The organism is Mesorhizobium sp. RCC_202 (assembly GCF_041355295.1).
Lineage (GTDB): Bacteria > Pseudomonadota > Alphaproteobacteria > Rhizobiales > Rhizobiaceae > Mesorhizobium.
On sequence record NZ_JBFUPO010000002.1, the window covers coordinates 352,932 to 372,589 of the forward strand.

20 protein-coding genes are annotated in these 19,658 nt (G+C 64.1%); 9 read left to right on the forward strand and 11 right to left on the reverse strand.

The genetic code is table 11. From position 1 onward, the window contains the following. Position 1: 1 nt before the first annotated feature. Genes AB6802_RS05975 through AB6802_RS05985 form a run of 3 tightly spaced genes read right to left on the reverse strand, consistent with a single transcriptional unit; the run spans position 2 to position 4,204 of the window. Positions 2 to 1,885, reverse strand: a complete 1,884-nt coding sequence (locus tag AB6802_RS05975) for an ABC transporter ATP-binding protein (RefSeq protein ID WP_371009090.1) — start codon at positions 1,883 to 1,885, stop codon at positions 2 to 4. Beyond that, positions 1,882 to 3,762: an ABC transporter ATP-binding protein gene (locus AB6802_RS05980; protein WP_371009091.1), complete on the reverse strand. Its 1,881-nt coding sequence runs from the start codon at positions 3,760 to 3,762 to the stop codon at positions 1,882 to 1,884. Before AB6802_RS05980 ends, AB6802_RS05975 begins: the two co-directional genes overlap by 4 nt. Before the next feature lie 25 nt (positions 3,763 to 3,787). Continuing rightward, positions 3,788 to 4,204 carry a hypothetical protein gene (locus AB6802_RS05985; RefSeq protein ID WP_371009092.1) on the reverse strand — a complete coding sequence of 139 codons (417 nt, stop codon included), beginning with the start codon at positions 4,202 to 4,204 and terminating at the stop codon, positions 3,788 to 3,790. A gap of 445 nt (positions 4,205 to 4,649) precedes the next feature. On the opposite strand from AB6802_RS05985, the gene AB6802_RS05990 reads away from it, so the two are divergent. After that, positions 4,650 to 5,108, forward strand: coding sequence for a tRNA (cytidine(34)-2'-O)-methyltransferase (locus tag AB6802_RS05990; protein WP_371009093.1), 459 nt, complete (start codon positions 4,650 to 4,652; stop codon positions 5,106 to 5,108). 148 nt (positions 5,109 to 5,256) lie between these two features. Then, the gene (soxR, locus tag AB6802_RS05995) at positions 5,257 to 5,700 is read left to right on the forward strand and encodes a redox-sensitive transcriptional activator SoxR (RefSeq protein ID WP_371009094.1); all 444 of its coding nucleotides are present in this window, start codon (positions 5,257 to 5,259) and stop codon (positions 5,698 to 5,700) included. A gap of 154 nt (positions 5,701 to 5,854) precedes the next feature. Here the strand turns inward: soxR and AB6802_RS06000 are convergent, their stop codons facing one another. Next, positions 5,855 to 6,112, reverse strand: a complete 258-nt coding sequence (locus tag AB6802_RS06000) for a hypothetical protein (RefSeq protein ID WP_371009095.1) — start codon at positions 6,110 to 6,112, stop codon at positions 5,855 to 5,857. Positions 6,113 to 6,235: 123 nt separating this feature from the next. Here AB6802_RS06000 and hemF point away from each other — a divergent pair, with 123 nt between their 5' ends. From hemF to AB6802_RS06015, 3 genes are all read left to right on the forward strand, one after another. After that, on the forward strand, positions 6,236 to 7,150 hold the full coding sequence (hemF, locus tag AB6802_RS06005) for an oxygen-dependent coproporphyrinogen oxidase (protein ID WP_371009096.1): 915 nt from the start codon (positions 6,236 to 6,238) through the stop codon (positions 7,148 to 7,150). Positions 7,151 to 7,421: 271 nt separating this feature from the next. Further along, positions 7,422 to 7,682 carry a DUF1344 domain-containing protein gene (locus AB6802_RS06010; RefSeq protein ID WP_371009097.1) on the forward strand — a complete coding sequence of 87 codons (261 nt, stop codon included), beginning with the start codon at positions 7,422 to 7,424 and terminating at the stop codon, positions 7,680 to 7,682. A gap of 248 nt (positions 7,683 to 7,930) precedes the next feature. Continuing rightward, positions 7,931 to 8,116, forward strand: coding sequence for a DUF1059 domain-containing protein (locus AB6802_RS06015; RefSeq protein WP_371009098.1), 186 nt, complete (start codon positions 7,931 to 7,933; stop codon positions 8,114 to 8,116). Between the two features lie 12 nt (positions 8,117 to 8,128). On the opposite strand, the gene AB6802_RS06020 is transcribed toward AB6802_RS06015, so the two are convergent. Genes AB6802_RS06020 through AB6802_RS06030 form a run of 3 tightly spaced genes read right to left on the reverse strand, consistent with a single transcriptional unit; the run spans position 8,129 to position 10,670 of the window. After that, positions 8,129 to 9,397: a CCA tRNA nucleotidyltransferase gene (locus AB6802_RS06020; protein ID WP_371009099.1), complete on the reverse strand. Its 1,269-nt coding sequence runs from the start codon at positions 9,395 to 9,397 to the stop codon at positions 8,129 to 8,131. After that, positions 9,394 to 10,026, reverse strand: coding sequence for a CoA pyrophosphatase (locus AB6802_RS06025; protein WP_371009100.1), 633 nt, complete (start codon positions 10,024 to 10,026; stop codon positions 9,394 to 9,396). Before AB6802_RS06025 ends, AB6802_RS06020 begins: the two co-directional genes overlap by 4 nt. After that, positions 10,026 to 10,670 carry a DUF1285 domain-containing protein gene (locus AB6802_RS06030; protein ID WP_371009328.1) on the reverse strand — a complete coding sequence of 215 codons (645 nt, stop codon included), beginning with the start codon at positions 10,668 to 10,670 and terminating at the stop codon, positions 10,026 to 10,028. Before AB6802_RS06030 ends, AB6802_RS06025 begins: the two co-directional genes overlap by 1 nt. A gap of 154 nt (positions 10,671 to 10,824) precedes the next feature. On the opposite strand from AB6802_RS06030, the gene AB6802_RS06035 reads away from it, so the two are divergent. The 4 genes from AB6802_RS06035 to AB6802_RS06050 are packed head-to-tail and all read left to right on the forward strand — an operon-like array spanning position 10,825 to position 17,743. Continuing rightward, entirely contained in the window at positions 10,825 to 11,829 is a 1,005-nt protein-coding gene (locus AB6802_RS06035; RefSeq protein ID WP_371009101.1) for an AAA family ATPase, read from the forward strand. Further along, positions 11,829 to 12,833, forward strand: a complete 1,005-nt coding sequence (locus AB6802_RS06040) for a DUF58 domain-containing protein (RefSeq protein ID WP_371009102.1) — start codon at positions 11,829 to 11,831, stop codon at positions 12,831 to 12,833. Before AB6802_RS06035 ends, AB6802_RS06040 begins: the two co-directional genes overlap by 1 nt. Then, a complete protein-coding gene (locus AB6802_RS06045) occupies positions 12,830 to 15,652 on the forward strand; it encodes a DUF4159 domain-containing protein (protein WP_371009103.1) in 2,823 nt (940 codons plus the stop codon). The genes AB6802_RS06040 and AB6802_RS06045 overlap by 4 nt, the downstream gene beginning before the upstream one ends. A gap of 3 nt (positions 15,653 to 15,655) precedes the next feature. After that, a complete protein-coding gene (locus AB6802_RS06050; protein WP_371009104.1) occupies positions 15,656 to 17,743 on the forward strand; it encodes a hypothetical protein in 2,088 nt (695 codons plus the stop codon). Positions 17,744 to 17,916: 173 nt separating this feature from the next. On the opposite strand, the gene clpS is transcribed toward AB6802_RS06050, so the two are convergent. The 4 genes from clpS to AB6802_RS06070 form a co-directional block, all read right to left on the reverse strand. Then, positions 17,917 to 18,222 carry an ATP-dependent Clp protease adapter ClpS gene (clpS, locus tag AB6802_RS06055; protein WP_371009105.1) on the reverse strand — a complete coding sequence of 102 codons (306 nt, stop codon included), beginning with the start codon at positions 18,220 to 18,222 and terminating at the stop codon, positions 17,917 to 17,919. Positions 18,223 to 18,375: 153 nt separating this feature from the next. Then, entirely contained in the window at positions 18,376 to 18,708 is a 333-nt protein-coding gene (locus AB6802_RS06060) for a hypothetical protein (protein ID WP_371009106.1), read from the reverse strand. 153 nt (positions 18,709 to 18,861) lie between these two features. After that, positions 18,862 to 19,110 (reverse strand): hypothetical protein, encoded by a 249-nt coding sequence (locus AB6802_RS06065; RefSeq protein WP_371009107.1) that lies wholly within the window; start codon positions 19,108 to 19,110, stop codon positions 18,862 to 18,864. Between the two features lie 37 nt (positions 19,111 to 19,147). Then, entirely contained in the window at positions 19,148 to 19,489 is a 342-nt protein-coding gene (locus AB6802_RS06070) for a hypothetical protein (RefSeq protein ID WP_371009108.1), read from the reverse strand. Positions 19,490 to 19,658 lie beyond the last annotated feature (169 nt).

A 19,658-nucleotide genomic window follows, 5' to 3' on the forward strand; every position in this document is an offset into this window, starting at 1 on the left:
CCTACTCCGCCGGCCGCGTCTCTTCGAGCACGCTTTCCTCGTGATAAAGGAAGCCGCCCGACTGCCGCTTCCACAGCCGCGCATAGAGCCCGTCGAGCGCCACCAGCTCGTCATGCGTGCCCTGCTCGACGATGCGGCCGCCATCGAGCACCACCAGCCGGTCGAGGGCGGCAATCGTCGACAGCCGGTGGGCGATGGCGATCACCGTCTTGTTCTCCATCAGCCGCGTCAGATTCTCCTGGATCGCCGCCTCGATATCCGAATCGAGCGCTGACGTCGCCTCGTCGAGAATGAGGATCGGCGCGTCCTTGAGGAAGACACGGGCAATCGCCACGCGCTGGCGCTGGCCACCTGAAAGCTTGACGCCACGTTCGCCGACAAAAGCCTCGTAGCCGGCGCGTTCGCGATTGTCGCGCAAGCCGAGGATGAACTCATGCGCCTCGGCCTTCTTCGCCGCCGCGATCACCTCCGCATCGGTCGCGTCCGGCATGCCGAGCTTGATGTTGTCGCGCAGCGAGCGGTGGAAGAGCGCAGTGTCCTGGCTGACGACACCGATTTTGCCGCGCAGCGAATTCTGCGTTACCTCAGCGACATTCTGGCCGTCGATCAGGATCTTGCCGCCTTCGAGATCGTAAAGGCGCAGGATCAGATTGGCCAAGGTCGTCTTGCCGGCCCCGGACGGGCCGACCAGCCCGACTTTCTCACCCGGACGGACAATGAGGTCGATGCCGTCGAGCACGCCAAAGCCCTTGCCGTAATGGAAGGTGACGTCCTTGACGTCGATGCGGCCGCCGGCAACCACAAGTTCCTTGGCGCCCGTCGGGTCGGTCAGGCCAAGCGGCTGCGAGATCAGAGCCTTGGAGTTTTCCAATACGCCGAGGTTTCTCAGGATGCCGTTGAGCTGCATCATCAGCCGCCCGAGCAGCATGTTGAGGCGAAGCACCAGGGACAGCGTGAAGGCGACGGCGCCGACCGTGATCGAGCCTTCGACCCACAGATAGATGGCGAAGGCGGCGATTGCCGTGATCATAATGCCGGACAGCGTCGTCAGCGCCATGCGCACGCCGGTCAGCCTGCGCGTGAACGGCCGCAGCGCATCGAGATAGATGTCGAAGCCGCTCCTGATGTAGCGGTCGTCGCCATCGGCCGAAAACAGCTTCAGCGTCTGCACATTGGAATAGGAATCGACGATGCGGCCGGTGATCATCGAGCCGGCCTCGGCGGTCGCCTCGGCGTGCTTGCGGATGGCCGGCAGATAGAGCTTGGCCAGCCAGCCGAAGGCGGCGATCCAGATCATCACCAGCACCGCCAGCCTGAGATCCAGGCCAGCGACCAGCGCCAGCGTCGTCACCGTATAGACGACCATGAACCAGACGACCTCGATGAAGCTTTCCATCAGGTCGCCCGTCGCCTGACCCGCTTGCCAGACTTTCGTCGCGATGCGGCCGGCGAAATCGTTCTGGAAGAAGGCGTAGGACTGGCGCGAGACATGCCGGTGCGCCTGCCAGCGCACCAGATTGTAGAAACCGGGCGTGATCGTCTGCTCGTCGACCAGCGCCGAGAGGCCGACGACAATCGTGCGGACGATGAGCACCACGGCGCCCATGAACAGCAGTTCAGGACCGGCCGCGGTCCACAGCGCGTGCCAGCTGCGCTGCCCAGGCAGCTGATCGAGGATATCGACCAGCCGCCCGACGAAATAGAACAGGCCGGCCTCGACCAGCGGCGCGATGCCGCCGATGATCAGCATGGCGAAGAAAGCAAGCTTCGCCTGCCCGACATAATGCCAGAGGAAGCCGCCGACGCTGGACGGTGGCCGGAGATTCGCCGGCTCGCGGAATGGGTAGACCCAATGTTCGAACCAGCGATAGACGGCCTGCATCATTCCGCGGCTTCACCCTTGGCTATTGCATCGTTGGCGGCCTCCGCCGGCGCGTCGTCGAGCAGGAAACCGCCCGACTGGCGCTGCCAGAGCTGCGCATAGAGCCCGCCGCTGGCGACGAGTTCCTCATGCGACCCTTCCTCGATGACGCGGCCCTTGTCCATGACGACCAGCCTGTCCATCGCCGCGATGGTCGACAGCCGGTGGGCGATGGCGATGACGGTCTTGCCCTGCATGAGCTTGTAGAGATTCTCCTGGATGGCCGCCTCGGCTTCGGAATCCAGCGCCGAGGTCGCTTCGTCAAGGATAAGGATCGGCGCGTCCTTCAACATAACGCGAGCAATGGCGATGCGTTGCCGCTGGCCGCCGGACAGTTTGACCCCGCGGTCGCCGACATAGGCGTCGAAATTCTTTCGACTCTCGGAATCGGAAAGCTCGGCGATGAAGTCCAGCGCCTCGGCCCGCTTGGCAGCCTCGACCAGCATCTCTTCCGAAGCGTCGGGCCGACCATAGAGGATGTTGTCGCGCACCGAACGGTGCAGCAGCGAGGTGTCCTGCGTCACCATGCCGATCTGCGCGCGCAGCGAATCCTGCTTCACCGAAGCGATCTCCTGGCCGTCGACGAGGATCCTGCCGCTTTCAAGGTCGTAGAAGCGCAGCAGGAGGTTGACCAGCGTCGACTTGCCGGCCCCGGAGCGGCCGACAATGCCGACCTTTTCACCAGGCTTGACGGTGAGCGACAGGTTCTCGATGACGCCTTTCTGCTTGCCGTAATGGAAGCGGATGTCCTCGAAGCGGATCTCGCCTTGGCTGACGGCAATGTCGCGGGCGTCGGGCTTGTCCTCGACAAGGCGCGGCAGCGAGATCGAAGCGATGCCGTCCTGCACCGTGCCGATATTCTCGAACAGGCCCGACATTTCCCACATGATCCACTGCGACATGCCCCACATCCTGAGCACAAGGCTGATGACCACGGCGACGGCACCGATCGTCACCACCTGGCCGAGCCACAGCCACAACGACAGCGCGGTCACTGAGAACAAGAGCAGCGCGTTGAGGATGTAGAGCAGGCCGTAGAGCACCGTCACCAGCCGCATCGACCGGTAGACCGTGTCAAGGAAGCCGGCCATGCCCTCCTTGGCGAAAGTGGCCTCCCGCTTGGCATGACTGAACAGCTTGACCGTCTGGATGTTGGAATAGCTGTCGACGACGCGGCCGGTCATGACCGAGCGCGCATTGGCCTGCTGCTCGCCGACCTTGCCCAGCCGGGGAATGAAATAACGCAGCAGTGCGATATAGCCGACCAGCCACACCACGAGTGGCGCCGCCAGCCGCAAGTCCGCCGAGCCGACGATGAACAGCATGCCGAGGAAGTAGACAATGACGTAGTTGAGAACCTCAATTAGCTTGATGACGCAGTCGCGTACGGCGAGCGCTGTCTGCATCAGCTTGGTGGCGATGCGGCCGGCGAACTCATCCTGGTAGAACGCCATCGATTGCTTGAGCAGATAACGGTGCACCTGCCAGCGGATGCGCATGGGATAATTGCCCATCAGAGTCTGCTGGTTGAGCAGCGAATGTAGCCACACCGTGCCCGGCAACGCGAACAGCACGATGAAGGCCATGCCGGCGAGCTTCCAGCTCTCGGTCTGCAGGAAGGTCTCGCGGTTTTGCCGCGACAGCCAGTCGACGATGCTGCCCATGAAGCCGAACATCCACACTTCGGCAATGGCGATCGATGTCATCAGGACCGCGTCCGGAATGATGTATGGCAACGCGCCGCGCGTATAGTGCAAGCAGAACGCGATCAGCGTCTTCGGCGGCTCGACCGGTTCCGCGGCGGGAAACGGATCGAGCTTGTTTTCAAACCAGCGGAACATTCCGGGCACTCGACTGTCTATGCGCTCACGCGGCGCGGGATTGATGGGCAAGGCTTTTCGGCCGCGCGGCAGCGCGGGCCGACGATACGGAATCACCCGTGTCGTCGGCCCTGCTTCGCCCAATATAGGGTGTCGCGGACGTTTCGCCGACTGGCTTTGCCGGAGATGCTGACGGTTCAGTCTTTCGTGTCGAAAAACTGTCGTCGGCGTGGCCTTTGCGGCCCGGCCGCATCATTCTGACGATGCGGCGCACCAGCGAAGGCCGGCTGTGATCCGGCACGGCGCGCGAGAAATCGACGTCCGGGAGCATGCCGCGATGCGGCCTGCGGCGGGTCTCGGCATGCACCGCCGACGAGTAGGTCTCGCCGATCAGCAACGCCCATGTCGCCATCTTGCGCTCGTGCAGGCTTCTCGAGCCGGGTATTTTATAGGGATCGAACATCGGTCCATCCTCCATGTGTAAATGCGATAAAAAGGGTGAAACGAACTCGACCTGCGGCATTCGGCCGAAGGCGCGGATCGCATCAGTCGGGATACGACGGCAAGCGTCGGTCCGGACTTGGTCGGGTGGGGCGTGGCGCCCCTTTGTCAATTTGGAAAACATCGCAAGATTCCTTCGAAGCCGAAAACTAGGTTCGGCGAGAATCGGTGCGATGAAGACTTAAAGTGTCAGAAGAATCGTCGTACCGAAACCGCCGTCGGGCATACAAAGCCCCGGGAGAGGTGCTGGATGTGCATGGTCATCATGTGGTCCCCCTCCTTCGGTTCGGGTTGACGATGGTGGGCATATACTCGACTTCGCAGAAAATGGCCACCCGCCAGTCCAGAAATCGCCAAAAGCTGGAGCGGCCTGTGGCCGATCTGCCACTTATTAGAAAGACGCGAAAATGAACGACGGTCTCCGCATCGCGCTCTACCAGCCGGATATCGCCGGCAACACCGGTACAATCCTGCGCTTCGCCGCCTGCCTCGATATCGGTGTCGATATCATTGAGCCGGCCGGCTTTCCGCTCTCCGACCGGGCGCTGAAGCGGGCCGGCATGGACTATCTCGAAATGGCGGCGCTGACCCGCCATGACGACTGGCACGCCTTCGAGAACTGGCGCCGGGCGAACACGCGCCGCATGGTGCTGCTCACCACCAAGGCCGCGACCGCCTACACGGACTTTGCCTTCGGCGCCGGCGACATTCTCCTGTTCGGCCGCGAATCCGCCGGCGTGACCGAGGAAGTTCATCAGGCGGCGGATGCGCGGCTGACCATTCCGATGCGGCCGGCCGCGCGCAGCATCAATGTCGCGCTCTCCGTCGCCATGGTCGCGGGCGAAGCGCTCCGCCAGCTCGGATAGCACGCCTTGGCCCTCCTCGCCGTTCCATAAAGCCTCCGCTTCCGCCGTCATTTTTTCCCAGGCGCACATCGCCCTCTCCTGCATTTGCCATGTCGTCAACTGTTCGCTACAAGCTCAACTTAACTTGAGGTCAAGCGAGAATCTTGAAATGGCTCCGGTAAGCGAATTGACGGTCGGTCAGGTGGCGGTGCGCAGTGGCGTGGCGGTGTCGGCGCTGCATTTCTACGAGGCGCGCGGGTTGATCCGCAGCCACCGCACGTCAGGCAACCAGCGCCGCTACAGCCGCGACGTGCTGCGGCGCGTCGCCATCATCCGCGTCGCCCAGGAGGTCGGTATCTCGCTGGCCGAGATCGCCACCGCGTTCCAGTCCCTGCCCGAAGAGCGCACGCCGACGCGCGAGGACTGGAATATGCTGTCGACGGCCTGGCGCGACGATCTCGACCAGAAGATCGCCCAGATGAAGAAGCTGCGCGACGGCCTGACCGACTGCATCGGTTGCGGCTGCATGTCGATCGACAAATGTCCGCTAAGGAACAAGGAAGACCGGCTGGCAAGGGAAGGCACCGGCGCGAGAAGGTTGGTGGTAAGCTGATGGTCTAGCACCAAGGTGCGTTGAGATTCAGGTCAGGCCGAGCCGAAAATGGTGGATTCCGAGAACCGGAGCGGAGCGTACTTAAAGTACGTGAGCACCGGAAGCGCAGGAAACCGCCATTTGCAGGCCGGCCTCACCTGAATATCAACGCACCTTAATCCGCTGCCGGCAGCCGCCGCATGGTGAATTCGATCACGTCGCCCGGCCGTTCGAACCAGCTTTCGATCTCGGTCCAGTAGGCCTGTTTGGGAAAGCGCTCGAACCATTCCTTGGCCTTGAGCCGCGCATCCGGACGCGGCAGCACGAAGGTCTCGCGCAAAAAGCCGTCGCGCGGCTGCTTCTCGCGCTCGGCCCGCGAGCGTTCCAGCCTCTTCCTCAAGCCATCCAGCGGAGGTCTTGCCGGGGTGGGCACGAAGGAACTCCTTTGCACCTGGATCAGACAGGACTTGACCCTTGCCCTTAAGAGATTAGGGATCGCGCGCGGAAAAAACGAGTCATTTGTCGGGCAAGTGAGTCCGCGGTCTGGAGATAGCTTTTGGAACGACCTGACCTTCCCGTGGGGCTGCCGGCCGACATCGAACAGAAGAAGATGAAGGCCCGCCTCTGGTTCGAGGCGCTGCGCGAGCGCATCTGCGCCACCTTCGAGCAGATCGAGCAGGACCTTGCCGGGCCACAGGCCGAATGGTCGCCGGGCCGTTTCGAGAAGACACCCTGGGAGCGTGATCAGGGCAAGGGCGGCGGCGGCATCATGTCGATGATGCGCGGCCGGGTCTTCGAGAAGGTCGGCGTGCACACCTCGACCGTCCACGGCGAGTTTTCGCCCGAATTCAGGAAGCAGATCCCCGGCGCCGAGGAAGACCCGCGCTTCTGGGCGAGCGGCATTTCGCTGATCGCGCATCCCTGGAACCCCAACGTTCCGGCCGTGCACATGAACACCCGCATGGTGGTCACCACGCGCCATTGGTTCGGCGGCGGCGCCGACCTGACGCCGGTGCTCGACCGCCGCCGCACCCAGGAGGATCCGGACACGCAGGCCTTCCACCGCGCCATGCAGTTCGCCTGCGAGAAGAACGCCGCGGTCGCCGACTATCCGAAATTCAAGGCCTGGTGCGACGAGTATTTCTTCCTGCCGCACCGCAACGAGGCGCGCGGCATCGGCGGCATCTTCTTCGACTGGCTGCATTCGGAGGAGGACAAGGGCGGCTGGAACGCCGATCTCAATTTCGTCCAGGACGTCGGGCGCTCATTCCTGGTCGTCTACAATCATCTGGTACGGGGCAATTTCAACGAGAACTGGACAGATGGCGACCGCGACGAGCAGCTCATCCGCCGCGGCCGTTACGTCGAATTCAACTTGCTTCACGATCGCGGCACCATCTTCGGGCTGAAGACCGGGGGTAACGTCGCCTCGATCCTCTCCAGCCTGCCGCCCGAGGTAAAGTGGCCGTAACAATCCGGTGAGTGGCTGACCTCGGCCGCATTGAGGTCCCATTCGCCGAATCTTGACCGGGAATGTGGCGGGTGAAGTTTCTTTTTCGTCTAATATCCTTTTGAAAGAATTGCATTATTTAAGGTCTCCGGGGTCGGGAAGCGCCGGCGGTTCACCTCCCATGGACCGCGACCCGACGCGACTTGACGGCCCTGATCGAGCGGGGTGCCCATCCGGAGCGAGATTTCATCTCGCACTCAATTGGCACCCGCAATTTCCAGGAGAGCATGCCATGCGCAAGCTTATCATGACGGCAGCCGCCGCTGCCTTTCTCGCCTCCGGTGGCGCCGCCTTCGCCGCGGTCAAGCACACCACCGGCACGGTCAAGAGCTTTGACGGAACCGCCATGAGCCTTGTTCTGGACGACGGGTCGACGTTCACCCTGTCCAAGGCCTTCAAGGATCCCGGCATCCAGACCGGCGAGAAGGTTCGCGTGTCCTGGGACATGAGCGGCAAGAACAAAGTTGCCGAAGCGGTCAAGATCGTGAAATAGCGACCGCGCTCGAGCGAGCGTCAGGTCTAGTTTCTCAGGCGACAGGAAGGCGGGGCATGTTGCTCCGCCTTTCGCTTTCAACAGGCGATAACTTCGATGCAACCGAACCGCCCCACAAATGTTATGGTAGTCCGGTAGAGCGATTGCGAGGATGTGCGCCCCGCTTTCTTCCCACACTGCCAAGACAAAACATCATCAGGGGTGGCCGTCCAAGAGCCGCACCAACCCGCGCTAGGAAAGGAAAAATCATGAAGGAATTCCAATGTGGATCGCTGGTCCCGGGCTGCGACTGGCACACACGCGCCGATGAGGAAGCCGAGGTCATGCGCCGCGCCGTCGAGCACTTGCGCGAGACGCATGGCGAGACCGTCATCCGCGAAACCATGATCGAGGCGATTCGCTCGCGCATCCAGAAGGTCCGCGACGCGGCCTGACCGCGAAGATCTCTACGCTTCCAAGGCTTGAGCGGCGCGTTTGAGCAACGCGTCGCGATCAAGTGCGAAGCCCGATTCGACCCATTCCTTCTCGATATTCTTCAACGTCGCGCCGAGTTTCGGCCCGGGCGACGCGCCAAGTTCGGTCAGATCGGCGCCTTTGATCGGAAAGACCGGCTTTTCCCATCTGGACGTGAAATTGAGCAAACGCGAGAAACCGCCGGCCTGGATCATTGCTTCATCGTCCTCGACGGCACGTGCCCGTGCGGCCGCAAGAGCGAGCCGCAGCCGGTCGACAACACCGTCGCGGTTGCCGAAATAGAGCTTTTTCGCCAGTTCCGTCTCGGTTGCCTTCGATTCCGGCGGGGCCGCCAGCGCCCAATGCCGCAAACGATCGGCCTCTTCGTTGGAAAATTTCAACCGCTCGGCAAGCGTCTTCATGCGCACGGCGTCCGGCGGCACGACGGCCTCCAGCCTGAGCATCGGATCGACGGCCCAGCCAAGATCCTTCTCCGTCCTGACCAGCCCGTGAATGGCGTCGATGCCCCACTTTTCGCTCTCCGGCAACGCGGCCGCGAGCACGCCGGCCTGGCGCATCCACAAAAGCGCGCGCGAAGGATCCGCCGCCGAGAGCAGCTTCTTCAGTTCGGACCAGACGCGTTCGGCCGAAAGCTGGGCAAGTCCATCCTTCAGCCTGGCGCAGGCCTTCAAGCCTTCAGCATCGGGGCGGCCCTCGCCATACCAGGCAAAGAAGCGGAAAAAGCGCAGGATGCGCAGATAATCCTCGCGGATACGCGCTTCGGCATCGCCGATGAAGCGCAGCCTGCGCGCTTCGATATCGGCAACGCCGCCGACAATGTCGACAACCGTGCCATCCGCTTCGGCATAAAGCGCATTGATGGTGAAGTCGCGGCGCTCGGCGTCAAGCTTCCAGTCGCGCCCGAAGATCACCTTTGCGCGCCGGCCGTCGGTCTCGATATCGGCCCGAAGCGTCGTCACCTCATAGGTGTTGCCGCCGGCGACAATTGTTATGGTGCCATGCTCGATGCCGGTCGGCACCGTCTTGAAGCCGGCCGCCTCGGCGCGCCGGATGGTCTCTTCCGGTACTGTCGTCGCGGCGATGTCGATATCCGCCACCGGCTGACCGAGCAGCGTGTTGCGGACCGCGCCGCCGGCCACGCGAGCCTCCTCGCCGCCCTCCTTCAGTGCTGCCAGCAGCCGCTGCAGGTGCTTGTCGTCCAGCCAGTCGGCCTTCCCCGATAAAGTGATGTCGGCGCTCAAGCGTAGAGTCTCTCATAAAGGGTGCGGACAATGCCGGCCGTGACGCCCCAGATGCGTTGATCGCCATAGGGCATATCGTAGAAGATCCATTCGAGATCATTCCACATGCGGCTATCACGCTTATGGTTGGCCGGATCCATCAGGAAACTGAGCGGCACCTCGAAGGCGGCGTCGACCTCATCGGCATTGAGCGTCAGCGAAAAACCCGGACGCACCACCGAAAGCACCGGTACGATGCGGTAGCCGCTGCCGGAGACATAATCCGGCATGCGGCCGATAATTTCGATGAAATCGCGCGTGAGCCCGATCTCCTCGAAAGTCTCGCGCAAAGCCGTGGCTTCCGGGCCGGGATCGGTCGGGTCGATGGTTCCGCCGGGAAAAGCCACCTGCCCGGAATGGCTGCGCAGCTTCTCGGCACGCTTGGTGAGCAGCACCATCGCGCCTTCGGCGCGATCGACCACGGGGATCAGCACCGCGGCGTCGCGCAGCGGCTTGATGTGTTTCAGCCTCGGATGTCCAGGATTGAAGCGATGGTCGCCGAAATCGTCGTCCGGGACGATTTCAGGTTGCGCCGCGACGCGGGTGCGAAAATCGGGAACAGAGAACGGCGCCGGCGTCACCTGGTCCATCACGCGCTCAGCCGCTTGAGTTTCTCGGCCGGCATGATCGGGTAGACCTCGCCGCCGGAACGCACGGCAAACATCGCCTTGCCGTCGATGTCGACCTCTTCACCATGCTCGACCAGTTCATACATCACCGGCCGCGCCACCAGCGCCTCCAGCCGACCGCGCACCAGCACATAGGGCTTCAACCCGCCGGTTTCGTCCTCGTCGATGAAGCGCAACGGATGGCCGGGCCCGGCCGTGACGACGTCGCCGACATTGGTGCGGAAGGTGATGACCCGTTCGTCGCCGCTTCCGGAAACATTCATCTCGACGGCGATGAACGGCGCGTCGGCGACACGGATGCCGACCCGCTCGACCGGCGTCACCAGATAGGTCTTGCCGTCGGTATCCTTGCGCAGGACGCTCGAAAAAAGCTGCACCAGCGGCATTCTGCCGATCGGCGTGCCAAGATAGAACCAGGTGCCGTCGGCCTTGATCTCCATGTCGAGATCTCCGCAGAAGTCCGGATTCCAGCGCTCGACCGGAGCCGGCCCCTTGCCCGCGCGGGCAGCCCGCGAGATCAAAGCCTCCAACCCGCGCGCCTCGGTGGCGCCAGTCAGGCTCTGGCTGCCGGGGCTTTGTTCACGATGTTCGCTGCGTTCGGCCATGGTCACGAAATAGTCACTGTTGTCCCGATTGTCAGCCTTGTCCGCCTAAGTCTGTGATTTAAGTTCGATTAGAGGCGCCAGGCGGGGCCGAATCGCGGCATTCTGCGATGCTGAGAATGCAGGTCGATATTTCCAACCACAAGGATCGAGCGGCATGAGCGTGATGATCAAGGAGAGCCCGATCAGCGAAAAGGCGATGATCGAGGAGGCCGAGAAGGCGCTGGCCGACATCTCCAGGATTCGCGACGCGGTCGGCCGGGTGATCTTCGGCCAGGAAGCCGTGGTCGAGCGCACGCTGGTCGCGCTGCTGGCCGGCGGCCATGCGCTGCTGGTCGGCGTGCCGGGCCTCGCCAAGACCAAGCTGGTCGAAACGCTGGGTATCGTGCTCGGCCTCGATTCGCGCCGCGTCCAGTTCACCCCCGATCTGATGCCGTCGGACATTCTCGGTTCCGAAGTGATGGAGCAGGACGAATTCGGCAAACGCTCCTTCCGTTTCATTTCCGGGCCGATCTTCACGCAATTGCTGATGGCCGACGAGATCAACCGCGCCTCGCCGCGCACGCAGTCGGCGCTGCTGCAAGCGATGCAGGAATATCACGTCACCATCGCCGGCGCCCGCCACGACCTGCCCTCGCCCTTCCATGTGCTGGCGACGCAGAACCCGCTGGAACAGGAAGGCACCTATCCCTTGCCGGAAGCGCAGCTCGACCGTTTCCTGATGCAGGTCGACATCCTCTATCCCGAGCTCGAGGCCGAACGCCGCATCCTGCTCGAAACCACCGGTGTCGACGAAGCCAAGGCCGACAACGTGCTGCAGCCGGCCAGGCTGAGGGATATCCAGACGCTGATTCGCCGCATGCCCGTGCCCGAAAGCGTCGTCGAGGCGATCCTCAAACTGGTGCGCTCGGCGCGTCCCGGCCAGGGCAATGCCGAGACCGACAAGCATGTCGCCTGGGGCCCAGGCCCGCGCGCCAGCCAGGCGCTGACGCTGTGCGCCCGCGCACGCGCCCTATATGATGGAAGACTGGCGCCGTCGGTCGACGACATCCGTGCGTTGGCCGAGCCGGTGCTGCAGCATCGCATGGCGCTGACTTTCGCCGCCCGCGCCGAGGGCACTTCGGTGCGCGACGTGGTGGCGAAACTGGCAAAAGGCATCTGATGGGTCGAATTGGCGAGGTCCAGGCACCGGTTGCGACGCGCGACGCGCTCGCCCGTGGCCGGTTGCGGGCCTCCTTGGTGCCGGACTTGCTGGTCGAGGCGCGCCGCATCGTCAACACCGTGATCGCCGGCTGGCATGGCCGCCGCAAGCGCGGCATCGGCGAGAATTTCTGGCAGTTCCGGCCCTATGTCGAAGGCGATTCCTCGCGCATCGACTGGCGCCGTTCGGCCCGCGACGACCACACCTATGTGCGCGACCGTGAGTGGGAAGCAGCCCACACCGTCTGGCTGTGGGCCGATCCCTCGCCTTCCATGCTTTACAAATCCGCCGGCGCCGGCGTTTCCAAGGAATCGCGCGCGCTGGTGCTGACCCTTGCCATGGCCGAGCTGCTGTCGCGCAGCGGCGAGCGCATCGCCTGGCCAGGCCTGACCGACCCGTTCACCGCCCGCAACGGCGCCGAGCGTATCGCAGCCCAACTCAGCCATGCCGGCGCGCTGCCGGCCAAGCCCGACCTGTCGGCCGTGCGCCGCTTCTGCGACATCGTGCTTGTCAGCGATTTCCTCGATCCGGTCGAGGAGACCATGGCCTGGCTCGAGGTGCTGGCGCGCCATGGCGTGCGCGCGCATCTGATCGAGGTCGCCGATCCGGCCGAGGAAACCTTCCCTTACGCCGGCCGCACTGAGTTCACCGATCCGGAGACGGGCGAGAAACTGACGGCCGGCCGCGCCGAGATGCTGGCCGAGGACTACCGCCTGCTTTACCGGGCTCGCCGCGAGGAACTGGCTGCCTGGTGCAAGCGCCTCGGCTGGAGTTTTACCGTCAACCACACCGACCGCCTCGCTTCCGAAGCGCTGGTGCGCGTGCATCTGGCGATCACGGCTGACGGTAATCATGCAGGGTTGACCGCCGGAGGCGGTCATACCGGGTTGACCGCCGGAGCCGGTCATACCGGGTTGACCGCTGGTGGTCACACCGCGAAGAGCATCGGAAAGGCGGTCACATGAGTTGGCTGCCGCTCTCCTTCGGCGCACCCATGATTTTGTGGGGGCTTTTGGCCCTGCCGGTAATCTGGTGGCTGCTGCGGCTGACGCCGCCGAAGCCGCAGGCGGAAATCTTTCCGCCGCTGAAAATCCTTGCCAGAGTGTTGCGCCGCGAGGAAACGCCGCAACAAAGCCCCTGGTGGCTGACGCTGCTTCGGCTGCTGATGGCGGCGCTCGTCGTCATCGCGCTCGCCGAGCCGGTCTTCAATCCGCGTGAGAAACTGCCGGCGGAAGGCTCGGCTCTGGCGTTGGTCATCGACAACAGCTGGGCAAGTGCCGCCGACTGGGGCAAGCGTGTCGCCACCGCCGAGCGGCTGATCGGCGATGCCGGTTCGAACGGCGTGCCGGTCGTCATTGCCTTCACCGCCGAGAAATCCAATGCCGAGATTGGCCCGTTCGAAGCGGCCGCCGCGCTCGACCGGCTGCGCGCCGCCAAGCCGCGCCCGATCCCGACCGACCGGCCTGCTGTCTATGCTCGCGTCGCGGCCACGTTGGAGCGCCTGTCTGGCGCCAGCGTTGCCGTGCTGGCCGATGGGTTGGCGGCCAATGGCGATGACGCGGCTTTCAAGACGCTGCTCGAAAAGAACGCCTCGCGGCTGGTCTGGGTCACTTCCGACCGGCTTGCGGTGACCGGCCTGACCGGCGCCGACAACCAGGTCGACGGCTTCGCGCTGACCGCCATCCGCGCGCCGGGCGATCCAGCGCCGGCGCAGGTCACCGCGGGCGCCTTCGACGACAAGGGCCGCCGCATCGCCGACACGACCTTGACCTTCGCTCCCGGCGAAGCCACCGCCACCGGCACGATGGCGGTGCCGTTCGAGCTGCGCAACGACTTTGCCTCGATCGCGCTGGACGGCGAACACCAGGCCGGCGCCGTTCGCGTGCTGGACGAAAGCTCCAAGCGCCGCCGGGTCGGGTTGCTGTCGCAGGCCGAGGCCGACCAGGCGCAGCCGCTTCTGTCGCCACTCTATTACATCCGCCGCGCCTTGCAGCCTTTCGCCGATCTCGTCGAACCATCGAGCGCCGATCTGGCCGACGCCATTCCGCAGCTTCTCGACCAGAAGCCGGCGATGATCATCATGGCCGATGTCGGCACCATCCCGGAGCAGGTCCGGCCGCGGCTGGTCGACTGGGTCAACAATGGCGGCACCTTGGTGCGCTTTGCCGGGCCGCGCCTTGCCGCCGGCGGCAATGATGACGATCTTTTGCCGGTACGGCTGCGCAGCGGCGAGCGCGCGCTGGGCGGCGCGCTGTCTTGGACGACGCCGCAGGCTGTCACCGAATTCCCAAAGAACGGCCCCTTTGCCGATCTCTCCCCGCCTTCCGAGGTGACGGTGAGCCGGCAGGTGCTGGCCGAGCCGACGCCCGACATCGTCGAGCGCACCTGGGCCACGCTCGCCGACGGCACGCCGTTGGTCACCGGCATGAAGAAGGACAAGGGCACGCTGGTGCTCTTCCACGTCACGCCCGAGGCGACCTGGTCGAGCCTGCCGATCTCCGGCAGTTTTGTCGAAATGCTGAGGCGCGTCGTGCAGCTGTCTCGCAACCAAGGGGCGGCCGTCGCCAATGCCGAAGCCAAGGCCGTATCGCTGCCACCTTACCGCATGATCGACGCCGACGGCTTGCTGGCGCCGCCCTCGCCCGATGCGCGCCCACTGGTGCCAGGCGCCGGCCCGCTGCCGGTGACGCTGGAAAACCCGCCCGGCCTCTATGGCTCGGAGACCGGCGTTTTCGCGCACAACCTGCTCAATGCCGCAAGCACGTTCGCGCCGCTTGCCCGACCGCAGATATCGCTGCCGGTGACAACCATTCCCTACGCCTTCGACGAATCGGAAAATCTCAAGGGTCCGCTGGTGGCCGTGGCGCTGCTCTTGATGGTGTTGGACACGCTGGCCGTCTTCTGGATGGGCGGGCTTTTGTCGCGCCGGCCGCGCCGCGCCGCAGCGACGACTGCCGCTGCCGCGGTCGTGATCGTGCTGGGCGGGTTGTTCGGTCACGCCGACCTTGCCCGCGCCGACGATTCCAAGCCCGGCGACGCGCAGGCGATCGAGGACATCTCGAAGACCCGCATAGCCTATGTCATCACCGGCGAGCCCGGCGTCGATTCGATCAGCCGCGCCGGCCTTGAAGGCCTGACCCGCTTCCTGGTTGAGAAGACGGCGCTGGAGCCCGGCCCGCCGGCCGGCGTCGACATCGCCAAGGACGAACTCTCTTTCTTCCCGCTGATCTACTGGCCGATCGACGCCACCGCGCCGATGCCGAGCCAGGCCGCGATCGCCCGCATCGATGCCTATATGCAGCAGGGCGGCACGGTGCTGTTCGACACGCGCGACCAGTTCTCCAACGGCATCGGCGCCGATGCGGCCAGCCCCGCGACCGAACGGCTGCGCGACATCCTCGCCAACCTCAACGTGCCGCCGCTGGAGCCGGTGCCGTCGGACCACGTGCTGACAAAATCCTTCTTCATCCTTCCGGAATTCCCCGGACGCTTCAACGGCAGCCCGCTCTGGGTCGAGGCTTCGCTCGACGCCAGCAACACCGAGAACCGCCCGGTGCGCGTCGGCGATGGCGTCTCGCCGATCATGATCACCGCCAATGATTTTGCCGGCGCCTGGGCTGTCGACGAGAATGGCGACCCGCTTTTGCCGACGGTCCCGCCGGACCCGATGCAGCGCGTCTATGCGTTGCGCGCCGGCGTCAACATCATGATGTACATGCTGACCGGCAATTATAAATCCGACCAGGTGCATGTGCCGGTGCTGCTCGAACGGTTGGGGCAGTAGCGCATGAACTGGTCGATCTCCTTCGAGCCCCTCGTTTCCTGGCCGCTGCTCGGCCTGCTCTTCGTGCCGTTGCTGCTGCTTGCGCTTGCCGGCTTGTGGTTCCGCCAGCGCGGTTCGGCCTTGCGGTTGATCGCGCTGCTGGCACTAGCCGCGGCACTGCTCAATCCGGTGTTCCTCGCCGAGGAGCGCGAGGCGCTGAAGAGCGTCGTGGCTTTGATCGTCGACCGCAGCCAGAGCCAGGATATCGGCGACCGCGCCAAGCAGACCGACGCGGCTTTGGCCGGGATGCAGCAGCGGCTTGCCCGCTTCAAGCAGTTCGACGTGCGCGTCGTCGAAGCCGGCAAATCGGAAGCCGCGGACGATCGCACGGAAACCAGGCTGTTCGGCGCCTTGGAAGGCGCCTTCCGCGACGTGCCGCCGTCGCGCATCGGCGGCGCCATCATGATCACCGATGGCGAAGTGCATGACACGCCGTCCGGTCCGCCGGAATTCAACGCGCCGCTGCATGCGCTGATCACCGGCAATGAGCATGAGAAGGACCGCCGCATCCGCTTCGAGAATGCGCCGCGCTTCGGCCTTGTCGGCAAGCCGCTCGACATGACCTATCGTGTCATCTCGACCGAAGGCGACGGCGCTCCGGTCGAGGTGCGGGTGTCGGTCAATGGCGAGCAGGTCTCGCTCGAGCATGCGACCGTCGGCCAGCCGATGAAGCTGCAGGTGACCATTCCCAATGCCGGCCGCAACATCGTCCAGCTCGGCATCGACCGCGAGCCGGGCGAGCTGACCGATGCCAACAACCGCGCCATCGCGCTGGTCGACGGCATCCGCGAGAACCTGCGCGTGCTGCTGGTTTCCGGTGAGCCACATGCCGGCGAGCGCACCTGGCGCAATTTGTTGAAGTCGGATGCCTCGGTCGATCTCGTCCACTTCACCATATTGCGCCCGCCGGAAAAGCAGGACGGCACGCCGATCAACGAGCTGTCCTTGATCGCCTTCCCGACGCGCGAGCTGTTCGTCGAGAAGATCAAGGACTTCGATCTCATCATCTTCGACCGCTATCAGCACCGCGACGTGCTGCCGATCCTCTATTACGACTACATCTCCGAGTATGTCGAAAAGGGCGGCGCGCTGCTGATTGCCGCCGGCCCCGAATATGCCGGCGAGAATTCGATCGCGCGCACGCCGTTGAACGCGGCACTGCCGGCAATGCCGACGGGCGAAGTGGTCGACAAGGCCTACTACCCGCGCCTGACGGAGCTCGGCCAGCGCCACCCGGTGACGCGCGGGCTCGACGGCTCGGCCAGCGAGCCACCGCATTGGAGCCGCTGGTTCCGCACCATCGGTGTCAAGAATCCGGAGGGCGAAGTGGTGATGAAGGGCGCCGATGACCGGCCGCTGCTTTTGCTCGACCGCAAGGGCGAAGGCCGTGTCGGCATGCTTTTGTCCGACCAGGGCTGGTTGTGGGCGCGCGGTTTCGAGGGCGGCGGCCCGCACGTGCAACTCTACCGGCGCATTGCCCACTGGCTGATGAAGGAGCCTGAGCTGGAGGAGGAGCGGCTCACCGCCGACGGCCGCGGCATGATGCTGGAGATCCGCCGCCAGACGATGAGCGACGATCCGGGCGTGGCCCAGGTGATCACGCCGTCCGGCAAGGCAGTAGCCGTAAAGCTTCAAAAGTCCGAACCCGGCATTTTCACCGGCAGCGTCCAGGTCGGCGAGATCGGCCTCTACCAGGTCGGCAATGGCGACCTTACCGCTTTGGCCCATGTCGGCCCGATCAACGCGCCGGAATTCGCCGACGTCGTCTCCACCGAGAACAAGCTGAAAGCGCCGGCCGAGGCGACCGGCGGCAGCGTGCGGCGGCTGGCGCCATCATCCATGCTCGGCAGTCTCGCCGGTGGTGTGGCGCTGCCCTCGATCGTGCCGGTGCGCTCTTCAGCCGCCGCCTCGGGTGACGACTGGATCGGCTTGCGTACCACCGATGATAGTGCGCTCAAGGCCGTGTCGCGCGTACCTTTGTTCGGCGGTTTCCTCGGCCTCGGCCTGCTGCTCTTGGCCATCGGCTCGATGTGGTATCGCGAGGGGCGGTGAGCCTTCTTGCCTCTCCCCTTGTGGGAGAGGTCGGATTGCCCCGATTTGTCCTTCACAAATTGGCTGGCAATCCGGGTGAGGGGTAACTTGGCGCCAAGCTGGAACACCCCTCATCCGTCTCGGCGCTCCGCGCCGAGCCACCTTCTCCCGCAAGGGGAGAAGGGAAAACATCCCTACTCTTCCGGCTCGGTCGTGAACAGCAGCGGATAGCCCTTGGCCTTGCCGGCGTCGGTCGCCCGCGTCGCCTTGGTCTCGGCGATATCCCTTGTGAACACCGCGACCACGCAGACACCGCGGGTATGCGCGGTGATCATGACGCGGTTCGCCTGGTCTTCGCTGAGCTTGAATTCGCCTTTGAGCACCGTCACCACGAATTCGCGCGGCGTGAAATCGTCATTGACGAGGATGACTTTGTAGAGCTTCGGCCGCTCGGTCTTCGGCTGTGTCTTGGTGCGAGGTTTGATAACTGTTTCGGGCATCGGAATCCACGGATACGGCGTTCACGTCAAAATTGCGCTCGAAAAATCGGCTCACGCCCAGTTTGTCACGCAAGGGCACACGCGTCCAATTGCCCGCATGGTGGTTGGCGGATTTGGGGCGGTAAACCTTATGTGGGGAGCGTCGCCTGCCGTTCAACGGCCGGTGCGGCGCATCGCTGTGCCGGATCGCCCGGAGCCGGCGCCGTCATCCATGTCGGAGCCGCGCTCGACAAAGGCGAAGAATATCCAGCCGACAAAACCGATCACGGTCGCGCCGGTCAGCACGATCAGGATCCAGGATTGCGCCGGTGTGATGTAGTCGAAGCTTGAGGTGATCAATGGCGCGAAGAGCTCGGGCTCGGTCCGGCCGCTGGCGGGATCCGGTACGGGGCTGGCCGTGAAGATGATCAACGCGCGTGCCGCCGCGGTGGCGATCAGGCCGCAGAGTGTCAGCGAACGCATCAGGGACGAAAACCGCTTCTTCATGCGGATTGTCCTACAGCACCGGCATTGCGATCGGGTTAAAGGGTCGGAGGCGGCGCGGGCTGAAGCTGCCGGGTCGGCTCCCGCCGCCAATCAGCCGCCCCGGCCGAAAACGGCCGGAACGGCTTTGCAAGATCAGATTGCCGAAGCCCGAGATCAGGTCTTCGGAGCGTCCTTCTTGTCGGTCTTCTTGGCGACCTTCTTCGTGGCCTTCTTGTGCTTCTTGGGGGCCTTCTTGACGACTTTCTTCGCCGGCTTGGCGGTAGCGTCGGCAGCCGGAGCGGTCGTGGTGGTGGTCGAAGCAGCCGGAGCAGCGGTCGTCGTGGTGGCGGCGTTGCCGAGAGCCGGCATCGCGAAAGCGAGAGCAACGGCAAGACCGGTGGCGGAGAGGATGGACTTCTTCATGGCTTCATTTCCTTTTTGGTGCGGGTCTGTGAGAGCGCTACTGAACGGGATCGATCGGTGTCACTCCAAGCAGCTTCAAAGCGTTAGCGAGCATCCGTATACCCTGCGCCTGTTTCTTGGCGGCACAGAACCGGTTGCCCTTTCTTTGCAGTGCTTTCGCCGCGGTGACCTGCGTTGCCGCGGCATGGGTTTCGAGGGCTTCGTCGACTTGACGGCTGAGATTGGTGCAGCGCTCGGTCCGGGTTAGTGGGGCGACCTTTGCCGTGACCGCGACCTTTGCGGGGGTCGCGACCTTTGCGGGGGTCGAGGTGCCGGCTGCTGCTGTGATGAGCGACATGCTGAGCAAGGCACCCATCACGCTGATCCAGAACCTCTGCATTGGTCTTATCCGTTACTCCGGAAACTTGCGTCGCAGCCATCATCTGACCGCCACGGCACCGGTTATGCCCTTGAAATTTTTCACCAGTTTTTCCCGACTGTAGAATTTTGTTTCTGGATTGTTTCTGGGGACTCCGGCGGGTCGGCAATCGTGGCCACTGGCCAAGATG